The sequence below is a fragment of the Pseudomonas putida genome (assembly GCF_005080685.1).
GTDB lineage: Bacteria > Pseudomonadota > Gammaproteobacteria > Pseudomonadales > Pseudomonadaceae > Aquipseudomonas > Aquipseudomonas putida_V.
Window position 1 is genome coordinate 3,476,210 of record NZ_CP039371.1, and the last position, 16,175, is coordinate 3,492,384.

The 16,175-nt window shown below is 65.3% G+C and carries 12 protein-coding genes; 9 read left to right on the plus strand and 3 right to left on the minus strand.

Annotated features, from left to right (window positions below):
- Nucleotides 1-136 precede the first annotated feature (136 nt).
- The 8 genes from E6B08_RS15855 to E6B08_RS15890 all read left to right on the plus strand — a co-directional run bounded on the left by E6B08_RS15855 (nt 137) and on the right by E6B08_RS15890 (nt 11,493).
- Nucleotides 137-847 (plus strand): SOS response-associated peptidase family protein, encoded by a 711-nt coding sequence (locus E6B08_RS15855; RefSeq protein ID WP_136914907.1) that lies wholly within the window; start codon nt 137-139, stop codon nt 845-847.
- 14 nt (nt 848-861) lie between these two features.
- Nucleotides 862-2,646, plus strand: a complete 1,785-nt coding sequence (locus E6B08_RS15860; protein WP_136914908.1) for a thiamine pyrophosphate-requiring protein — start codon at nt 862-864, stop codon at nt 2,644-2,646.
- An 80-nt stretch (nt 2,647-2,726) separates the two neighbouring features.
- Complete coding sequence (locus E6B08_RS15865; RefSeq protein WP_136914909.1) at nt 2,727-3,947, plus strand: putative DNA modification/repair radical SAM protein; 1,221 nt, start codon at nt 2,727-2,729, stop codon at nt 3,945-3,947.
- Nucleotides 3,938-4,804 (plus strand): TIGR03915 family putative DNA repair protein, encoded by an 867-nt coding sequence (locus tag E6B08_RS15870; RefSeq protein ID WP_136914910.1) that lies wholly within the window; start codon nt 3,938-3,940, stop codon nt 4,802-4,804. The genes E6B08_RS15865 and E6B08_RS15870 overlap by 10 nt, the downstream gene beginning before the upstream one ends.
- A 35-nt stretch (nt 4,805-4,839) precedes the next feature.
- A complete protein-coding gene (gene treS, locus E6B08_RS15875) occupies nt 4,840-6,906 on the plus strand; it encodes a maltose alpha-D-glucosyltransferase (protein WP_136914911.1) in 2,067 nt (688 codons plus the stop codon).
- A 94-nt stretch (nt 6,907-7,000) separates the two neighbouring features.
- On the plus strand, nt 7,001-9,985 hold the full coding sequence (locus tag E6B08_RS15880) for an autotransporter outer membrane beta-barrel domain-containing protein (protein WP_136914912.1): 2,985 nt from the start codon (nt 7,001-7,003) through the stop codon (nt 9,983-9,985).
- A gap of 167 nt (nt 9,986-10,152) precedes the next feature.
- On the plus strand, nt 10,153-10,782 hold the full coding sequence (locus E6B08_RS15885) for a riboflavin synthase subunit alpha (RefSeq protein ID WP_136914913.1): 630 nt from the start codon (nt 10,153-10,155) through the stop codon (nt 10,780-10,782).
- Between the two features lie 9 nt (nt 10,783-10,791).
- Nucleotides 10,792-11,493, plus strand: a complete 702-nt coding sequence (locus tag E6B08_RS15890; protein WP_136914914.1) for a YoaK family protein — start codon at nt 10,792-10,794, stop codon at nt 11,491-11,493.
- Nucleotides 11,494-11,503: 10 nt separating this feature from the next.
- Here the strand turns inward: E6B08_RS15890 and proP are convergent, their stop codons facing one another.
- Together proP and E6B08_RS15900 are read right to left on the minus strand one after the other, a co-directional pair.
- Nucleotides 11,504-13,006 carry a glycine betaine/L-proline transporter ProP gene (proP, locus tag E6B08_RS15895; RefSeq protein ID WP_136914915.1) on the minus strand — a complete coding sequence of 501 codons (1,503 nt, stop codon included), beginning with the start codon at nt 13,004-13,006 and terminating at the stop codon, nt 11,504-11,506.
- 207 nt (nt 13,007-13,213) lie between these two features.
- Nucleotides 13,214-14,047, minus strand: coding sequence for an oxidoreductase (locus tag E6B08_RS15900; protein WP_136914916.1), 834 nt, complete (start codon nt 14,045-14,047; stop codon nt 13,214-13,216).
- A gap of 109 nt (nt 14,048-14,156) precedes the next feature.
- Here E6B08_RS15900 and E6B08_RS15905 point away from each other — a divergent pair, with 109 nt between their 5' ends.
- The gene (locus tag E6B08_RS15905) at nt 14,157-15,113 is read left to right on the plus strand and encodes an AraC family transcriptional regulator (RefSeq protein WP_136914917.1); all 957 of its coding nucleotides are present in this window, start codon (nt 14,157-14,159) and stop codon (nt 15,111-15,113) included.
- A 15-nt stretch (nt 15,114-15,128) separates the two neighbouring features.
- On the opposite strand, the gene hemB is transcribed toward E6B08_RS15905, so the two are convergent.
- Complete coding sequence (gene hemB, locus E6B08_RS15910; RefSeq protein WP_136914918.1) at nt 15,129-16,103, minus strand: porphobilinogen synthase; 975 nt, start codon at nt 16,101-16,103, stop codon at nt 15,129-15,131.
- Between the last annotated feature and the right edge of the window lie 72 nt (nt 16,104-16,175).

Genomic DNA, 16,175 nt, shown 5'->3' on the forward strand with positions numbered 1-16,175 from the left:
CCCGTTCGTCGCCGCTGCCTCGCATGAGGCTGAACGGCGGCCAGCCTCCCGCCCTCCGAACTGCAGGCGCGGTCGCTTGGCTCGTCATGAGCCTAGCCCGTCGTGACCAGGAATCACGCCAAGGAGGTAGAACATCATGTGCCAATGCATCGTCCAGACCCCAGCAACCGGTGGCCAGCTCGGGCCGTTCAGCCTGCCCGGTTGCGCGATCGCAGGCGAGGACGACGACCCCGCAGCCACCACGGCGCGGCAAGGCGACACCCGGCAACGCCTGGTCAAGCCGCGGATGCGCCTGCGGGCGATCTTGCGTCGCGACGGCGAGCCTACCCCGCTCCTAGTGCGCTGGGGCTGGGTGCCGCACTGGTCGATGGGCACCCGGCCAGCGGTGACCGAGCTATCGCTCGAGCAGGTGATGCGAACCCGCCTGTACGCCAGGCTGCGCGACGAAGGCCGTGCATTGATCCCCGTGGAGGGATGGTACGAATCGGTCCGTGACGGTGCGCCAGGCGCCCGCCCTCGCCTGGCGTACGTCACCTCGCGTTGCGCCGGGCCGTTGTTCCTCGCGGCCGTGGCCCAGGCCAGCAGCGAACACAACGGCTGTGACGGCCTGGCCTTGGTGACCCACGACCCGGGCGATGGCGCGAAACGCCTCCTCGCCCTCGACGCCATCGGCGCGCAAGCATGGCTTAGCCCCGACCTCGACTGGGAACAGGCCAGTACCCTGGCGACCCACGGGGGGCTGGGCGCAGGCCAGCTGGAACAACTTTTCTGGGCCAGGCGCAGCTTCATGGCACCGCGCAGGCGGGAAACGCCAGCGCGGTCGGCGCTCACCACGAACGCAACCTGAACAGGAGCCAAACCATGGCAACCACCGTCAGCGACTTTCTCGTCGAACGCCTCAGCGAATGGGGTGTGACGCGCATCTTCGGCTACCCCGGCGACGGCATCAACGGCGTGTTCGGCGCCCTGCGCCGTGCCGGCAAGATCGAGTTCGTCCAGTGCCGCCACGAAGAGATGGCGGCGTTCATGGCCAGCGCCCACGCCAAGTTCACCGGTGAGCTGGGCGTGTGCATCGCCACCTCCGGACCGGGTGCCTCGCACCTGCTCACCGGCCTCTACGACGCGCGCCTGGACCACATGCCGGTACTGGCGATCGTCGGCCAGCAGGCACGCACTGCGCTGGGCGGCCATTACCAGCAGGAACTGGACCTGGTCTCGATGTTCAAGGATGTAGCCGGCGCGTTCGTCCAGCAAGCGGCAGCGCCAGCCCAGGTCCGCCATCTGGTCGACCGCGCCGCCCGTACCGCGCTGGGTGAACGCCGGGTGACGGCGCTGATATTGCCCAATGACCTGCAGGAACTGCCCTACGAGGCGCCAGCGCGGGCCCATGGCACCCTGCACTCCGGCGTCGGCTACAACCGGCCCAGCGTAGTGCCCCGGGCCGAAGAGCTGGAGCGTGCCGCGCAGGTGCTCAACAGCGGCGAAAAGGTGGCAATCCTGGTCGGCGCCGGGGCCCTGCAAGCCAGCCGCCAGGTCGCAGCGGTGGCCAACACCCTGGGCGCCGGCGTTGCCAAGGCGCTGTTGGGCAAGGCCGTGCTGGCCGATGAACTGCCCTGGGTCACCGGAAGCATCGGCCTGCTGGGCACCGAACCAAGCCTGAAACTGATGAACGAATGCGACACCCTGCTGATGATAGGTTCGGGCTTTCCCTATGCCGAATTCCTACCTGAGGAAGGCAAGGCGCGGGGCGTGCAGATCGACATAGCGCCCGACATGCTTGGCCTTCGCTACCCAATGGAAGTGAACCTGCAGGGCGACGCGGCCGAGACCCTCGATGCCTTGCTTCCACTCCTGGTCCACAAGGAAAAGCGCACCTGGCGCGAGCGCATCGAGGGCTGGCGCAAGCGTTGGGACGAAAAGTTGCAAAAGCGTGCCCTCGCCCCCGCTTCGCCCATCAATCCGCAGCGCGTGGTGCATGAACTGTCGCCACGCCTGCCGGACCAGGCGATCATCACCAGCGACTCAGGCTCATGCGCCAACTGGTTCGCCCGTGATCTGCAGATTCGCCCAGGCATGCAGTGCTCGCTGTCCGGCGGCCTGGCCTCGATGGGCGCGGCGGTTCCCTACGCGATTGCCGCGAAGTTCGCCCACCCCGAGCGCAGCGTGATCGCCCTGGTCGGCGACGGTGCCATGCAGATGAACAACCTCGCCGAGTTGATCACCGTGGCCAAGTACTGGCGCCAGTGGGCGAACGGCCGCTGGATCTGCGCGGTCTTCAACAATCAGGACCTCAACCAGGTGACCTGGGAACAGCGCGTGATGCAGGGCGACCCCAAGTTCGCCGCCAGCCAGGACATCCCCGATGTGCCCTACCACCTGTTCGCCATCTCGATCGGACTCAAGGGCATCTATGTCGACCGTGAGGAAGACGTCGGCCCGGCCTGGGAGCAGGCCCTGGCCAGCGACGTGCCGGTGGTGATCGATTTTCGCACCGACCCGGACGTGCCACCGCTACCACCGCACATCAGCCTGGAACAGGCGAAGAAGTTCGCCTCGGCACTGATCCAGGACCCGGATCGCGGCGGGATCATCAAGCAGACCGCGCGCCAGTTGCTCAGTAGCGTGCTGCCTGGATCCAAGGATTGAGCCACAGTACGACAACAGGCTCTTGCCAAGAGCGCGTTCTCAAAATACTGTATGAATATTCAGTAATTTGAGAACGCGACATGCAGCTCATCGCCAAGCTCGGCATCCTCGCCGACGCCGCCAAATATGACGCTTCCTGCGCCAGCAGCGGCGCCCCCAAGCGCAGCTCGCGGGGCGGCGATGGCCTGGGTGCCACTGATGGCATGGGTATCTGCCACAGCTATACCCCCGATGGGCGCTGCGTGTCGTTGCTCAAGGTGCTGTTGACCAACTTCTGTCTGTACGACTGCCAATACTGCGTCAATCGCCGCTCCAGCAACGTGCCTCGGGCGCGCTTCAGCCCCGAGGAGGTCGTACGCCTCACCCTCGATTTCTACCGGCGCAACTGCATCAGCGGCCTGTTCCTGAGTTCGGGCATCATTCGCTCGGCCGACTACACCATGGAGCAACTGATCCGCGTCGCCCAGCTGTTGCGCGAGGACCACGGCTTTCGCGGTTACATCCACCTCAAGACCATTCCCGACGCCGACCCGCTGCTGATCGAGGAAGCCGGACGCCTGGCCGACCGCTTGAGCGTGAACATCGAGTTGCCCACCGACGCCAGCCTCAAACGCCTGGCACCGGAAAAACACGCACACACCATCCGCCAGGCCATGGGCGTGATCCATCAGGGCCAGCAGGCCGTCGCCAATGAGCCACGCGCCCCGCGCTTCACCCCGGCCGGGCAGAGCACCCAGGTGATCGTCGGTGCCGATGCCACCGACGACAGCACGCTGCTGCGCAACGCCGAGTCGCTGTACCAGGGCTACGGGCTCAAACGCGTCTACTACTCGGCGTTCAGCCCGATTCCCGACAGCCCCGGCAGCGTTCCGCTGGCTGCCCCGCCTCTGCTGCGCGAACACCGCCTGTATCAGGCCGACTTCCTGCTGCGCGGTTATGGCTACAAGGCTGGCGAACTGCTCAGCGACAATACCAACCTGGCACTGGATATCGACCCCAAGCTGGCTTGGGCATTGGCCAACCGCGAGGTTTTTCCGCTGGACGTGAACCGGGCCGAGCCGGCCTTGCTGGCACGTATCCCCGGTATCGGCCTGCGCAGCGTGCAGCGCTTGGTGGCGCTGCGCCGCGAGCGGCGGATCCGCTATGACGACCTCATCCAACTGCGCTGCGTGCTGGAAAAAGCCCGACCGTTCATCGTCACCAGCGACTATCGCCCGGCCCAGGCCGAACTGCGCAGCGGGCTGTTGCGGGCGCGCCTGCGCGAGCCGCAGGCACCGATACAGATGGGCCTGTGGGGATGATCGCGCTCGATTGCGACAACCTCTTCGGCCGCTGGCGCGAGCAGGCCCGCTGCCTGCTCGGGCATGGCATCGACCCAGCCGAAGTGACCTGGGCCCAAGGGCCGATCGATGACTTGCTGGCCACGCCGACGCCGTTGCCCGAGGGGCCGGGGCCGTTCAAGGCTCGGGTACCGGCAGCGCTGCTGAGCCAGCTGGAACAGGCGGCGCGCTACCGCGGCGAGCAGCGCTGGAATCTGCTGTATGAGGTGCTTTGGCGCGTGGCCCATGGCGACCGCACCGCCATGCTCGCCGGTGACTGCCTGGGCAGTGAACTGCAGCGGCGGATCAAGCAAGTGAGCCGGGAAGCCCATCACTTGCACGCATTCGTGCGCTTCGTGCCACTGCCCGAAGGCCTGGCCGAGCAACTGCAACTCGACCTGGTGGCCTATCACGAGCCGGCCCACGATATCCTCGAAAGCGCCAGCGGGCACTTTGCCGATCGCCTCGGTCGCCAGCGCTGGTTGATCGCCACACCCGAAGATGGCATTCGCTTCGATGGCCAGGCGTTCGATTACCAGCGGCGCTGCCCGCAAGCCTGGCGCGACTGGGCGCGCAACGCCGATGACCCAGGCGCCGAGCTATGGCGCACCTATTACCGGCACACCTTCAATCCTGCCCGCCTCAACCCTGATGCCCTGCGCCAACATCTGCCGGGACGGTTCTGGCGGCACCTGCCGGAGGGCATGCTGATTCCACAGTTGGAGGGCTTGGCCCGTCAGGGCAAGCAGCGCGATGGGCAGGCCATCGAAGTGGCCAGCCAACGCGGCAAGCGGGTGGGTCGACTCCAGCCGAACGTTCCGCCCCCAATATCGTCTTAACTTGGGCCGGTGCCGACACGCAAAGAGGACGCGTAATGACCCAACCCGACCCGTCGTACGTCAAGTGGCTCGAAGACCGCTCCATGCTCAAGGCTTCCCAGGAACGCGCCCGCCTCTACGCCGGGCAGTCGCGCCTGTGGCTCAACCCCTACGCCGAAGCCCAACCCCGGCGAGCCACCGAAATCGCCTCGGTGTGGCTGACCGTCTACCCTGACGCCATCATCGCTCCCGAAGGCTGCTCGGTACTCGCGGCACTGGGCCACGAAGCCCTGTGGAAACGCCTCTCCGAGCTCGGTGTGCAAGGCATCCACACCGGCCCCATCAAGCAGTCCGGCGGCGTGCGTGGGCGCGACTACACACCCAGCATCGACGGCAACTTCGATCGCATCGGCTTCGACATCGACCCGCTCTACGGCAGCGAGCAGGAGCTGGTGCACATGAGCCGCATGGCAGCCGCGCACAACGCCGTCACCATCGACGACCTGATCCCCTCGCATACCGGCAAGGGCGCCGACTTCCGCCTGGCCGAACTGGCCCACGGCGCCTTCCCAGGGCTCTACCACATGGTCGAGGTCCGCGAGGAGGACTGGCCATTGCTGCCCGAGGTGCCGCCAGGGCGTGACGCGGTCAACCTGTCGCCGGCACAGTGCGACGAACTCAAGCTGCGCCACTACATCGTCGGCCAACTGCAACGGGTGATCTTCTTCGAGCCCGGGGTCAAGGAAACCGACTGGAGCGCCACCGCACCGATCACCGGGGTGGACGGCAAGACCCGGCGCTGGGTGTACCTGCACTACTTCAAGGAGGGCCAACCTTCGCTCAACTGGCTCGATCCGACCTTCGCCGCCCAGCAGATGATCATCGGCGATGCCCTGCATGCGCTGGACTGCCTGGGCGCACGCGGCCTGCGCCTGGACGCCAATGGTTTTCTCGGCGTCGAGGCCCGCGCCGAAGGCCCGGCCTGGTCCGAGAGCCATCCGCTGTCGATCGTCGGCAACCAACTGATCGGCGGCATGATTCGCAAGGCCGGCGGTTTCAGTTTCCAGGAACTCAACCTGACCCTGGACGATATCGCGCAGATGTCCAAGGGCGGCGCCGACCTGTCCTACGACTTCATCACCCGGCCCGCCTACCAGCATGCCCTGCTCACCGGCGACACCGAGTTCCTGCGCCTGATGCTCAAGGAAATGCACACCTTCGGTATCGACCCGGCATCGCTGATCCATGCCCTGCAGAACCATGACGAGCTGACCGTGGAGCTGGTGCATTTCTGGACCCTGCACGCCCACGACATGTACATGTACAAGGGCCAGACCCTGCCGGGCAACATCCTGCGCGAACACATCCGCGAGGAGATCTACGAGCGCCTGTCGGGCGAGCATGCGCCCTACAACCTGCGCTTCGTCACCAATGGCATCTCCTGCACCACCGCCAGCCTGATCACCGCGGCGCTGGGCATCCGCGACCTGGAGCGTATCAGTGCGTCGGACATCGAGCGGGTGCAGAAGGTGCACCTGCTGCTGGTGATGTACAACGCCATGCAGCCGGGCGTGGTCGCGCTGTCCGGCTGGGACCTGGTCGGCGCGCTGCCATTGGCCGCCGAACAGGTTGCCGAACGCATGGGCGATGGCGATACCCGCTGGATCCACCGCGGCGGCTACGACCTGGCCGGGCTCGATGACCAGGCAGAGGCTTCGGTACGCGGCATGCCCCGTGCCCGCGCGCTGTATGGGAGCCTGGCCAGCCAGTTGGAACATGGCGACTCGTTCGCCTGCAAGGTGAAGAAACTGCTGGCCGTGCGTCAGGCCTATGGCATCGCCACCAGCCGCCAGGTGCTGGTGCCCGAGGTTGCCAGCCCGGGGCTGCTGGTGATGGTGCATGAGTTACCGGCGGGCCGCGGCATCCAGATCAGCGCGCTGAACTTCAGCCAGGAGGTGATTGCCGAGGAGCTGCAGTTGACCGGTTTCACCCCAGGCCCGGTGGTGGACATGATCAACGAGACCCTCGAGGGCGACCTGACCGAGGATGGCCGCCTGATGATCAATCTGGACCCTTATGAGGCGCTGTGCCTGCGGATCGTCAGCAGCAGCGGACATGTCTGATAGCGGCAATGGAATAAGACTCGGCCAGGATCAATGAAACCGTAATATCCACTGGCCATATTGGGCGGCCTTGTCCAACATCCTGGGTCGCCCAATGCAATTCACGCCTCATCGCCTGGCCTTGTGCGTGGCGCTGGCCAGCGTCTCGCTCGCCCCCGCCGCCTTCGCCAGGGACTATCTGATCGACAGCGCCACCACCGATACCCTTGAGCTGAAGAAGTCCGACACGCTGCAAGTCGCCGCCTCCGGTAGCATCGTCGCCAGTGACGATGATGGCGTGATCCTGCCCAAGCACACCAGTGGCGCCACGGTCAGTCTCGACAACGCCGGCATCATCGCCTCCAGCAATGGCCGTGGCATCGACAGCAAGGACGAGGGCGAAGACCTCAGCCACTACGTGATCACCAACCAAGCCGGGGCGTTGATCCAGGGTACCAACGACGGCTTGCGCCTGCAGACCAACCCCAGCGCAGGTGGCAGCCTGACCATCGTCAACGCCGGCACCATCGAGTCGACTGTCGAGGGCCAGGCCATCGACCTGGAAAGCCTGGACAACCCCGCCTTCACCACCACCCTGGTCAACCAGGCCACCGGGGTGATCCATGCCGTGGGCAACGATGCGATCAAGACCGGCTCCAACGCCACCATCACCAACTACGGGCTGATCCATACCGACACCGCGCCTCAGGATGCGGACGGTCTCGAGCAGAAGTGGGATGGCATCAAGATCGGCACCGCCACCGGCGTCACGGTGTACAACCACGGCACCATCAGCGCCGACCGCCATGGCATCGACCTGAAGTCCGATGCGACACTCTACAACTATGCCGACGCCAGCGTTACCGGGCGCAACGGCTCGGGCTTCGGTTCCGATGGCAGTGGCACGGTCTACAACTGGGGCACCATCACCGGGGCCATCGCCGACGGCAAGATCAACGGCGACGGCGATGGGGTCGACATCGACAACATCGGTTACGTGTACAACGCCGGCACCATCCAGGGCCTGGGCGCCAAAGGCGCAGACAGCGGCGGCCGACCGAACGGCAGCGAAGGCATCGCCATGGGCGGCGGCACCGTGATCAACACCGCCAGTGGCGTTATTCGCAGTGTCGACAATGGCATCCTGGTCGACGACGGCGCCGAGGGCTCGGGCGTAGGCGCGACCACCATCAGCAACGCCGGCCAAATCGCAGGCGAAAGCGGCTTCGGCGTCAAACTGATCGGCGAGTTCGACGATACCGTGATCAACAGCGGCAGCATCATCGGTGGCAACGGCCTGGCACTGAGCATGGGCGCGGGCAACGATACCCTGGTGGTCCAGACCGGCAGCGTGTTCGAGGGGTTGGTCGATGGCGGCGACGGCATCGACAGCGTGACCCTCGACGGCACCGGCAGTTTTGGCAACAGCGCCAATTTCCAGACCTTGCAGGTCAGCGGCGGCAACTGGACCCTCACCAGTGTCGACGACTTCAGCCAAGGTGGCGTCATCGACACAGGTGCCACCCTCATCAACCAAGGCAGCATCCTTGGGCGGATGCGCGTCGAGCAGGGCGCGACCTACGCAGGTGGAGGCTCGGTCGGCGGCTTGCAGGTCGACGGGACGATGCTCACCAACAGCGACCTGGGCGTGGCCCAGGTCCGCGGTGACCTGGACTTCGGCCAGGGCGCGACACTGATCTACGGCGTCAACGCCGACGGCAGCAGCGCACCGATCAGCGTTGCGGGTAACGCCAACCTCAACGGCGCCACCTTGCGCATCCAGCCGACTCCGGGCCAATACCCCTGGCAGAGCCAGTACACCGTGCTGACGGCCGCCGCAGTCAACGGCACCTTCGCCCAGGTCACCAGTGACTACGCCTTCCTTACCCCGACGCTAAGCTATGGCAGCACCTCGGTAGAGCTGGCCTACAACCGCAACGACGTGGCCTTCGCCGACTACGCACGCACCGGCAACGGCGCCGCTGCCGCCCGCAGCCTGGGCAGCCTCAGCCACGACAGTGCGCTCTACAATGCCGTGCTCGGCACCTCGGCAATCAGCGCCGGCAGCGCCATGGAGCAGCTTTCCGGCAGCCACACCGCCAACCTGGCGGCGGCAACCCTGGCTGGCACCGCCCAGGTCGGCAGCAGCATGCTCGCAGCCATGCAGGCCATGGGCAGTGGCGGCGGCCTGCTGGTAGGTATGAACGATGGCGACGGCCCGGCCCTTGCTGCCACCGGGGTACCCCGCGAGGCGCGCAATCTCAACGACCCGAGCGCCCAGGGACGCGTCTGGGCGCAGGCACTGGGCAGCTATGGCAAGGTCGATGGCAGCCACGGCGCCAGCGCTCTCGAACAGCGTACCGGCGGCGCTGTGCTGGGCGTCGACTGGGCCTTGGCGAACGACTGGCACCTGGGCGTGCTCGGTGGCTACTCACGTACCCGCCTGGACAGCAACGGCCTGGATGGCAGCGTACGCAGCTGGCATGCCGGCGTGTATGCCCAGCACCAGAGCGGCCCACTGGCCGTGCGCCTGGGTGCGGCCTACAGCAGCCATGACGGCGACACCAAGCGCGACGTGGCCTTCAGCGGCTTCAACGAGCGCCTCAAGGGCGCCTACGATGCCGACAGCCAACAGGCCTTCGTCGAGCTGGGGTATGCCATGGGCAGCGGTCGCTTGAGCGCAGAGCCATTCGCCAACCTCGGCTACCAACGCTACCACCGCGACAGCTACCGCGAGCAAGGTGGCGACGCGGCATTGGCGGTAGATGCCGATACCCAGGACAACTTCAGCAGCACCTTCGGCATGCGCCTGGCCCACCTCGGGCAACTGGACAACGGCATGAGTCTCACACCGCGGGCGTCCCTGGGCTGGCGACATGTGTATGGCAGCGTCGATGCCCGCACGCGCCAGGCCTTCCTGGCCGGCGGCGACGCCTTCAGTGTCGAAGGCAGCGCGCTCGACCGCGACAGCCTGCTGGTCGAGGCCGGGCTGGACCTGGGGTTGAGTGCACGGCAGAGCGTCGGGCTCGGGTACAGCGGCGAGCTGGGGAGCAATAGCCGCAACCATGCCATTGTCGGGCAGTGGCAATTGAAGTTCTGAGCCTTCGCGGGTTGTACCGGCCCCTTCGCGGCGGTTCGGCGCCCCGACAAGCCCGCACAGGTTCACCACAGGCTTAGGGCTTGAGGTGGGCCTGTGGCCGGTCTTGCTTTTACTGCGCTACGGGCATAGCGTGCTGGGGTTTCCAGTCCGCGCCCAGGAGCAACACCATGTACACCGGCATCGTCCAGGCCGTCCGCCCCCTCCTCGATGTGACCCGCTACCCAGGCCACAACCAGTTCACCATCGACCTCACCCCCGAGCTGCTCGAGGAGCTGAAGATCGGCGCCAGCGTGAGTGTCGAGGGCACCTGCCTGTCGGTCACCGAGATCGACGGCAGCCAGGTTCGTTTCGATGCCATGACCGCTACCCTGGAACGCACCAACCTGCGCTTTCTCAACGCAGGCGTGGGCGTCAACATCGAGCGCTCGGCGAAGATGAACGCCGAAGTCGGCGGGCACCTGATGGCTGGCCATATCGCTTGCACTGCCGAAGTCGTCGAGCTGTCGATCAAGGACACCGGCGCGTTCATCACGTTCCGCATGCCCCCGGAATGGGCCAAGTACGTCTTCGCGCGGGGCTTTCTCGGCGTCAACGGCTGCAGCTTGACCGTGGCCGATGTCGAGGACGGCGTGGTGACCATCAACCTGATCCCGGAAACCCTGCGCCAGACCACCTTCGCCCGCTACCAGGCCGGTGACCTCCTCAACATCGAGGTGGACCACCAGACCATGGTCCTGGTGGATGTGGTCGAGCGCACCATCAAAGGCACCTTGGCCCGCGAAAACCTGCTGCGCTGAGGCCTGCCCATGCTGCCCAACGCCCTTCCCGCCCGCAACGCCAGGCGTCTGCGCCTGCAGATCCTGCGCGGGCGCGTCGGCCTCGGGCTGGTCGCCGGCCTGTCGGTACTTGCAGGCATGACCGACGCCATCGGCCTGTTGGCGCTGGGCGATTTCGTGTCGTTCATGAGCGGCAATACCACACGCCTGGCGGTGGCCATCAGCGAGGCGGACCTTGCCATGGTGCTGCGCCTGAGTGGCGCAGTGCTGGGTTTCGTCGCCGGCAATGCCTTGGGGGTGCTGCTGGCGCGAGGCTTCCGGCGCCGGGCCTGGCCGGTATTGCTGGTGGTGGCGGCGTTGCTCGCATTCGCTGCGGCTTGGCCCTTTGCGGCGAGTTTTCCGGCATTGCTGGCGGCAACCCTGGCCATGGGCATGATCAATGCCGTGGTCGAACAAGTGAACGGCCTGCCCATCGGCCTGACCTACGTCACCGGCGCGCTATCACGCTTCGGTCGCGGCCTGGGGCGCTGGTTGCTGGGTGAGCGGCGCAGCGGCTGGCGGGTGCAGTTGGTGCCGTGGGCCGGCATGTTGCTGGGCGCCGCCCTTGGTGCCTGGTTGCAGCATCACCTGGGCCTGCAGGCACTGGCCGGCAGTTGCGCCCTCGCCTGCCTGCTGGCCCTGGTGTCGCGCTTCATTCCACGTAACTGGCAGCGCGGCTACATGCCGCGCTGAGCACGCGCCATCACTCGATGCGCGGGTGCTGCTGCACCAGCAGCTTGCGCTTGGCCTCCAGCTCGGCAATCTGCTCGTCGATGTCCTCGATCTTCTGCTCGATGTTGTCGTGGTGCTCCTGCAACAGCTCACGCGCTTCCTCGATGTCCGACGCTGCCGGCGCCGCGCCCCGTAGCGGTTTGTTGGCGGTCTCCTTCATGGTCAACCCGGTCACCAGGCCCACTGCGGCGATCACCATCAGGTAATAGGCCGGCATGTACAGATTGCCGGTGCTTTCCACCAGCCACGCGGTCAAGGTCGGGGTCAGGCCGGCAATCAGGATCGAGATGTTGAACGCACTGGCCAATGCGCTGTAGCGGATATGCGTGGGGAACATCGCCGGCAGTGTCGAGGCCATCACGCCAATGAAGAAGTTCAGCAGCACAGCAATGAGCAAGAGCCCGGCGAAGATCAGCCCCAGCACCCCGCTGTTGACCAGCATGAACGCCGGAATGGCCAGGGCGAACAGGCCGACGCTACCGATGATAATGAAGGGACGGCGCCCGAACTTGTCGCTGAGCAGGCCGATCAGCGGTTGCACGAACAACATGCCGACCATGATGGCGATGATGATCAACACACCGTGGTCTTCGCTGTAGTGCAGGTTGTGCGACAGGTAGCTGGGCATGTAGGTGAGCAGCATGTAGTAGGTGACGTTGGTGGCGATCACCACGCCGACGCAGGTCACAAGGCTGCGCCAGTGCTTGGTCGCCACCTCTTTGAACGACACCTTCGGCCCTGACGCCAGGCCTTCGCGATCGCCCTGCTCGAGCTTGTCGACATGCTGCTGGAACGCCGGTGTCTCTTCCAGCGCATGGCGCAGGTAGAGGCCGATGATGCCCAGCGGCAAGGCCAGGAAGAACGGCAGGCGCCAGCCCCACTCGAGGAACTTTTCTTCGCCGAGGATCGTGGAAATCAGCACCACGACCCCTGCGCCCAGCACGAAGCCTGCGATCGAGCCGAAGTCCAGCCAACTGCCGAGGAAGCCACGCTTGCGGTCGGGGGCGTACTCGGCGACGAAGATCGAGGCGCCGGTGTACTCGCCGCCCACCGAGAACCCCTGGGCCATCTTCGCCAGCAGCAACAGGATCGGCGCCCAGATGCCGATGCTCGCGTATGACGGTATGAGGCCGATGGCGAAGGTGCTCAGCGACATGATCACGATGGTCGCGGCCAGGACCTTCTGCCGGCCGAACTTGTCGCCCAAGGCGCCGAAGAACAACCCGCCCAGGGGCCGGATCAGGAACGGTACCGAGAAAGTCGCCAGGGCGGCGATCATCTGCACGCTGGGATCGGCATTGGGGAAGAACACCTTGCCCAGCGCGTAGGCAACGAAGCCATAGACACCGAAATCGAACCATTCCATGGCATTGCCCAGCGCTGCGGCGGTGATCGCTTTGCGCATCTTGGCATCGTCGACGATGGTGATGTCCTTGAGGCCGATGGGCTTGACGCTTTTCTTGCGAGATTTCATGCCTGTATCCCTTGTGCTTCACAGTTCCCCGGGCGCGATCATCTTGATGGCCCGGTGCTATGCATCAGATACGAGAGAGCGCTGAAAAATTCACTGCTGTCAGCATTTTGCCTAATGAGTCTTGACCGTTAATCCAGTTTCGTCCACGCCGGCCTCTCTTCTACAGGAACAGCGTCGACCGAGGGGCTTGCACGCACCTTCTCCTGCTCAACCGTCGGTGGACCGCGACAAGGCTTCCCAGGCATCGATTTCCTTGGCCAGCGTCGCCAGCTTTTCGCGGACCAGTGCCAGCGCATCGCTGCCCAACAGCAGGTGCGCCGCAGGCGTGTCGCTGTCGATCACCGCCAGCATCGCCCTCGCCGCCTTGACCGGGTCGCCGAGCTGCCTGCCGCTCTTTTCCTCGCGGGCTTGGCGGATCGGGTCGAACAACGCGTCATAGTCGGCAATCGACCGGGCCGTACGGCTCATCGAACGCCCCGCCCAATCGGTACGAAACGAGCCGGGCGCCACGGCGGTAACGTGAATGCCGAACGGCTTCACCTCCTTGCCCAACACCTCGGAAATACCTTCCAGGGCGAACTTGCTACCGCAGTAGTAGGCGATGCCTGGCAGGGTGATGAAGCCGCCCATCGAGGTAATGTTGAGGATATGACCGCGACGGCGCATACGCATGTAGGGCAACACAGCCTTGGTCATGGCGACCGCGCCGAACACATTGACGTCGAACTGTCGGCGCATTTCGCTCAGCGGCGACTCCTCCATGACGCCTTCATGGCCATAGCCTGCGTTATTGACCAACACATCGATCGACCCGACGGCGGCCTCGATGTCGGCCACCACTGCATCAATGGCAGCGAAATCGCTGACATCGAGGAGGCGGCCCACGGCATTGGTCGCGTCGAGCGCCTCGAAATCCAGCCTGGCCTGCTCGCTGCGCACCGTGCCGACGACACGATGGCCCGCAGCGAGCGCTTCCTGGGCCAGCGCCCGGCCGAAGCCACTGCTTACGCCGGTGATGAAAAGTGTTTTGCTCGATGACATGGGACTGGCTCCACTGAACGTTGACGTGGATGCACAATAACCAGGCGTGCTAGTTTCGCTCAGGCAGGATACTGTCGTTTTCTTGCCTATTCCTATGAGGCCATGGCCAATGCACGACACCACTGCCGCACTGCCACGGACCGAGCGACAGCGCTTGCTGGCCCTGTTGCGTGCCCAGGCACCTGCCGAGGGCTACAACCTGACCGCCCTGCCCGACGTGCGTATCCTGCGCTCGGACCGTGCCTTGGCCCGTACACCAGTCCTGTATGACCCAGGCATCGTGATCGTCTGCCAAGGGCGCAAGCGTGGTTTTTTCGGGGGCCAGGACTATCTGTATGATGAGCAACACTATCTGGCGGTCGCGGTTCCGGTGCCGTTCACCATGGAAACCGACGCCTCGGCGCAACAGCCGCTGCTGGCCCTGTACCTGCACCTGGACTTCAAGCTCGCCGCCGAATTGCTGGTGGAGATCGGCCAGCAACGCTCCGCGGCGCAAGAACATCCGCCCGAAAGCATGATGTCCAGCCCGATGGATGCGAGGATGCAGGCGAGCGTGCTGCGTCTGCTGGAAGCCCTCGACCAGCCGCTCGAAGCGGCCATCCTCGGCCCGGCACTGGTACGGGAGTTGTATTTTCGCGTGCTAACCGGCCCACAGGGCAACGCGATGCGGGCAGCATTGGCGATGCAGGGTCAGTTCGGCAAGATCGGCAAGGCCCTGCGCTGCATTCATGCCCGCTATGCGCAAGCGGTCGACCTGGCGCAGCTGGCGCGCGAGGCCGGCATGAGCGTGCCGACGTTCCACAGCCACTTCAAGGCCATTACCCGCACCTCGCCGATGCAGTACCTGAAGTCGACGCGCTTGCACCAGGCGCGCCTGCTGATGGTCCGTCAGGGGATGACGGCCGAAACCGCCTGCTACGCCGTGGGCTATACCAGCGCCTCGCAGTTCAGCAGAGAATTCAAACGGCTGTTCGGCCTTACGCCTGCGGCCGAGGCCAAGCGCATGCGAGAACACTTCGCCCTGCCCCCGGCGTTCGCCGGGGCGCAGTACGTCTCCTCGCACTGATGGACGTTGGCCGAGTCAGATACCTTCGCGCGCCAGGTCCATGGCGAAATAGGTCAGGATCAGGTCGGCACCGGCACGCTTGATCGCGCCAATGCTTTCACGTACCACCCGGCCCTCGTCGATGGCACCGGCCAGGCCGCCGAACTTGATCATCGCGTATTCACCACTGACCTGATAGGCCGCCAACGGCAGGCGCGACGCGGCGCGGATGTCGGCGATCACGTCGAGGTAGGCGCCCGCCGGCTTGACCATCAGCACGTCGGCCCCTTCCTGCTCGTCGAGCAGCGATTCGCGCACGGCTTCGCGGCGGTTCATCGGGTTCATCTGGTAGCTCTTGCGATCGCCCTTGAGCGCGGTGCCGCCCGCCTCACGGAACGGGCCATACAGCGAAGAGGCAAATTTGGTCGAATAGGCCATGATCGCCGTGTCGTGAAAGCCTGCGCCGTCGAGTGCGCTGCGAATCGCCTGGACCTGGCCGTCCATCGCCGCCGATGGCGCGATGAAGTCGGCACCGGCGGCGGCCGCGACCACCGCCTGCTTGCCCAGGTTGGCCAGGGTCGCGTCGTTGTCCACGCCGTGGTCGTGCAGCACGCCGCAGTGGCCGTGGCTGGTGTATTCGCAGAAGCAGGTGTCGGACATCACCACCATCTCCGGCACGGTGTCCTTGCAGATACGCGCCATGCGCGCCACCAGGCCGTCTTCGTTCCAGGTATCGCTACCGGTGGCATCGAGGTTGTGCGAGACGCCGAAGGTCATCACCGACTTGATGCCGGCGCGGGCATAGCGTTCGATTTCCTGGGCGAGCAGCTTTTCCGGGATGCGGTTGACGCCGGGCATGCTGGTGATCGGCACGAAGTCATCGATGCCTTCCTCGACGAAGATCGGCAGGATCAGGTCCTCGAGACGGAATTCGGTCTCCTGGAAGATCGTGCGCAGGGGCTCGTTCTGGCGCAGGCGGCGGGGACGAACGGCAGGGAAAAGGTTGGACATGACAGCTCCAGGGAATTTTAACGGCGTATACCTTATGCCTGTCGGGCGCCAGTGAAAAGGCTCAATCACGAG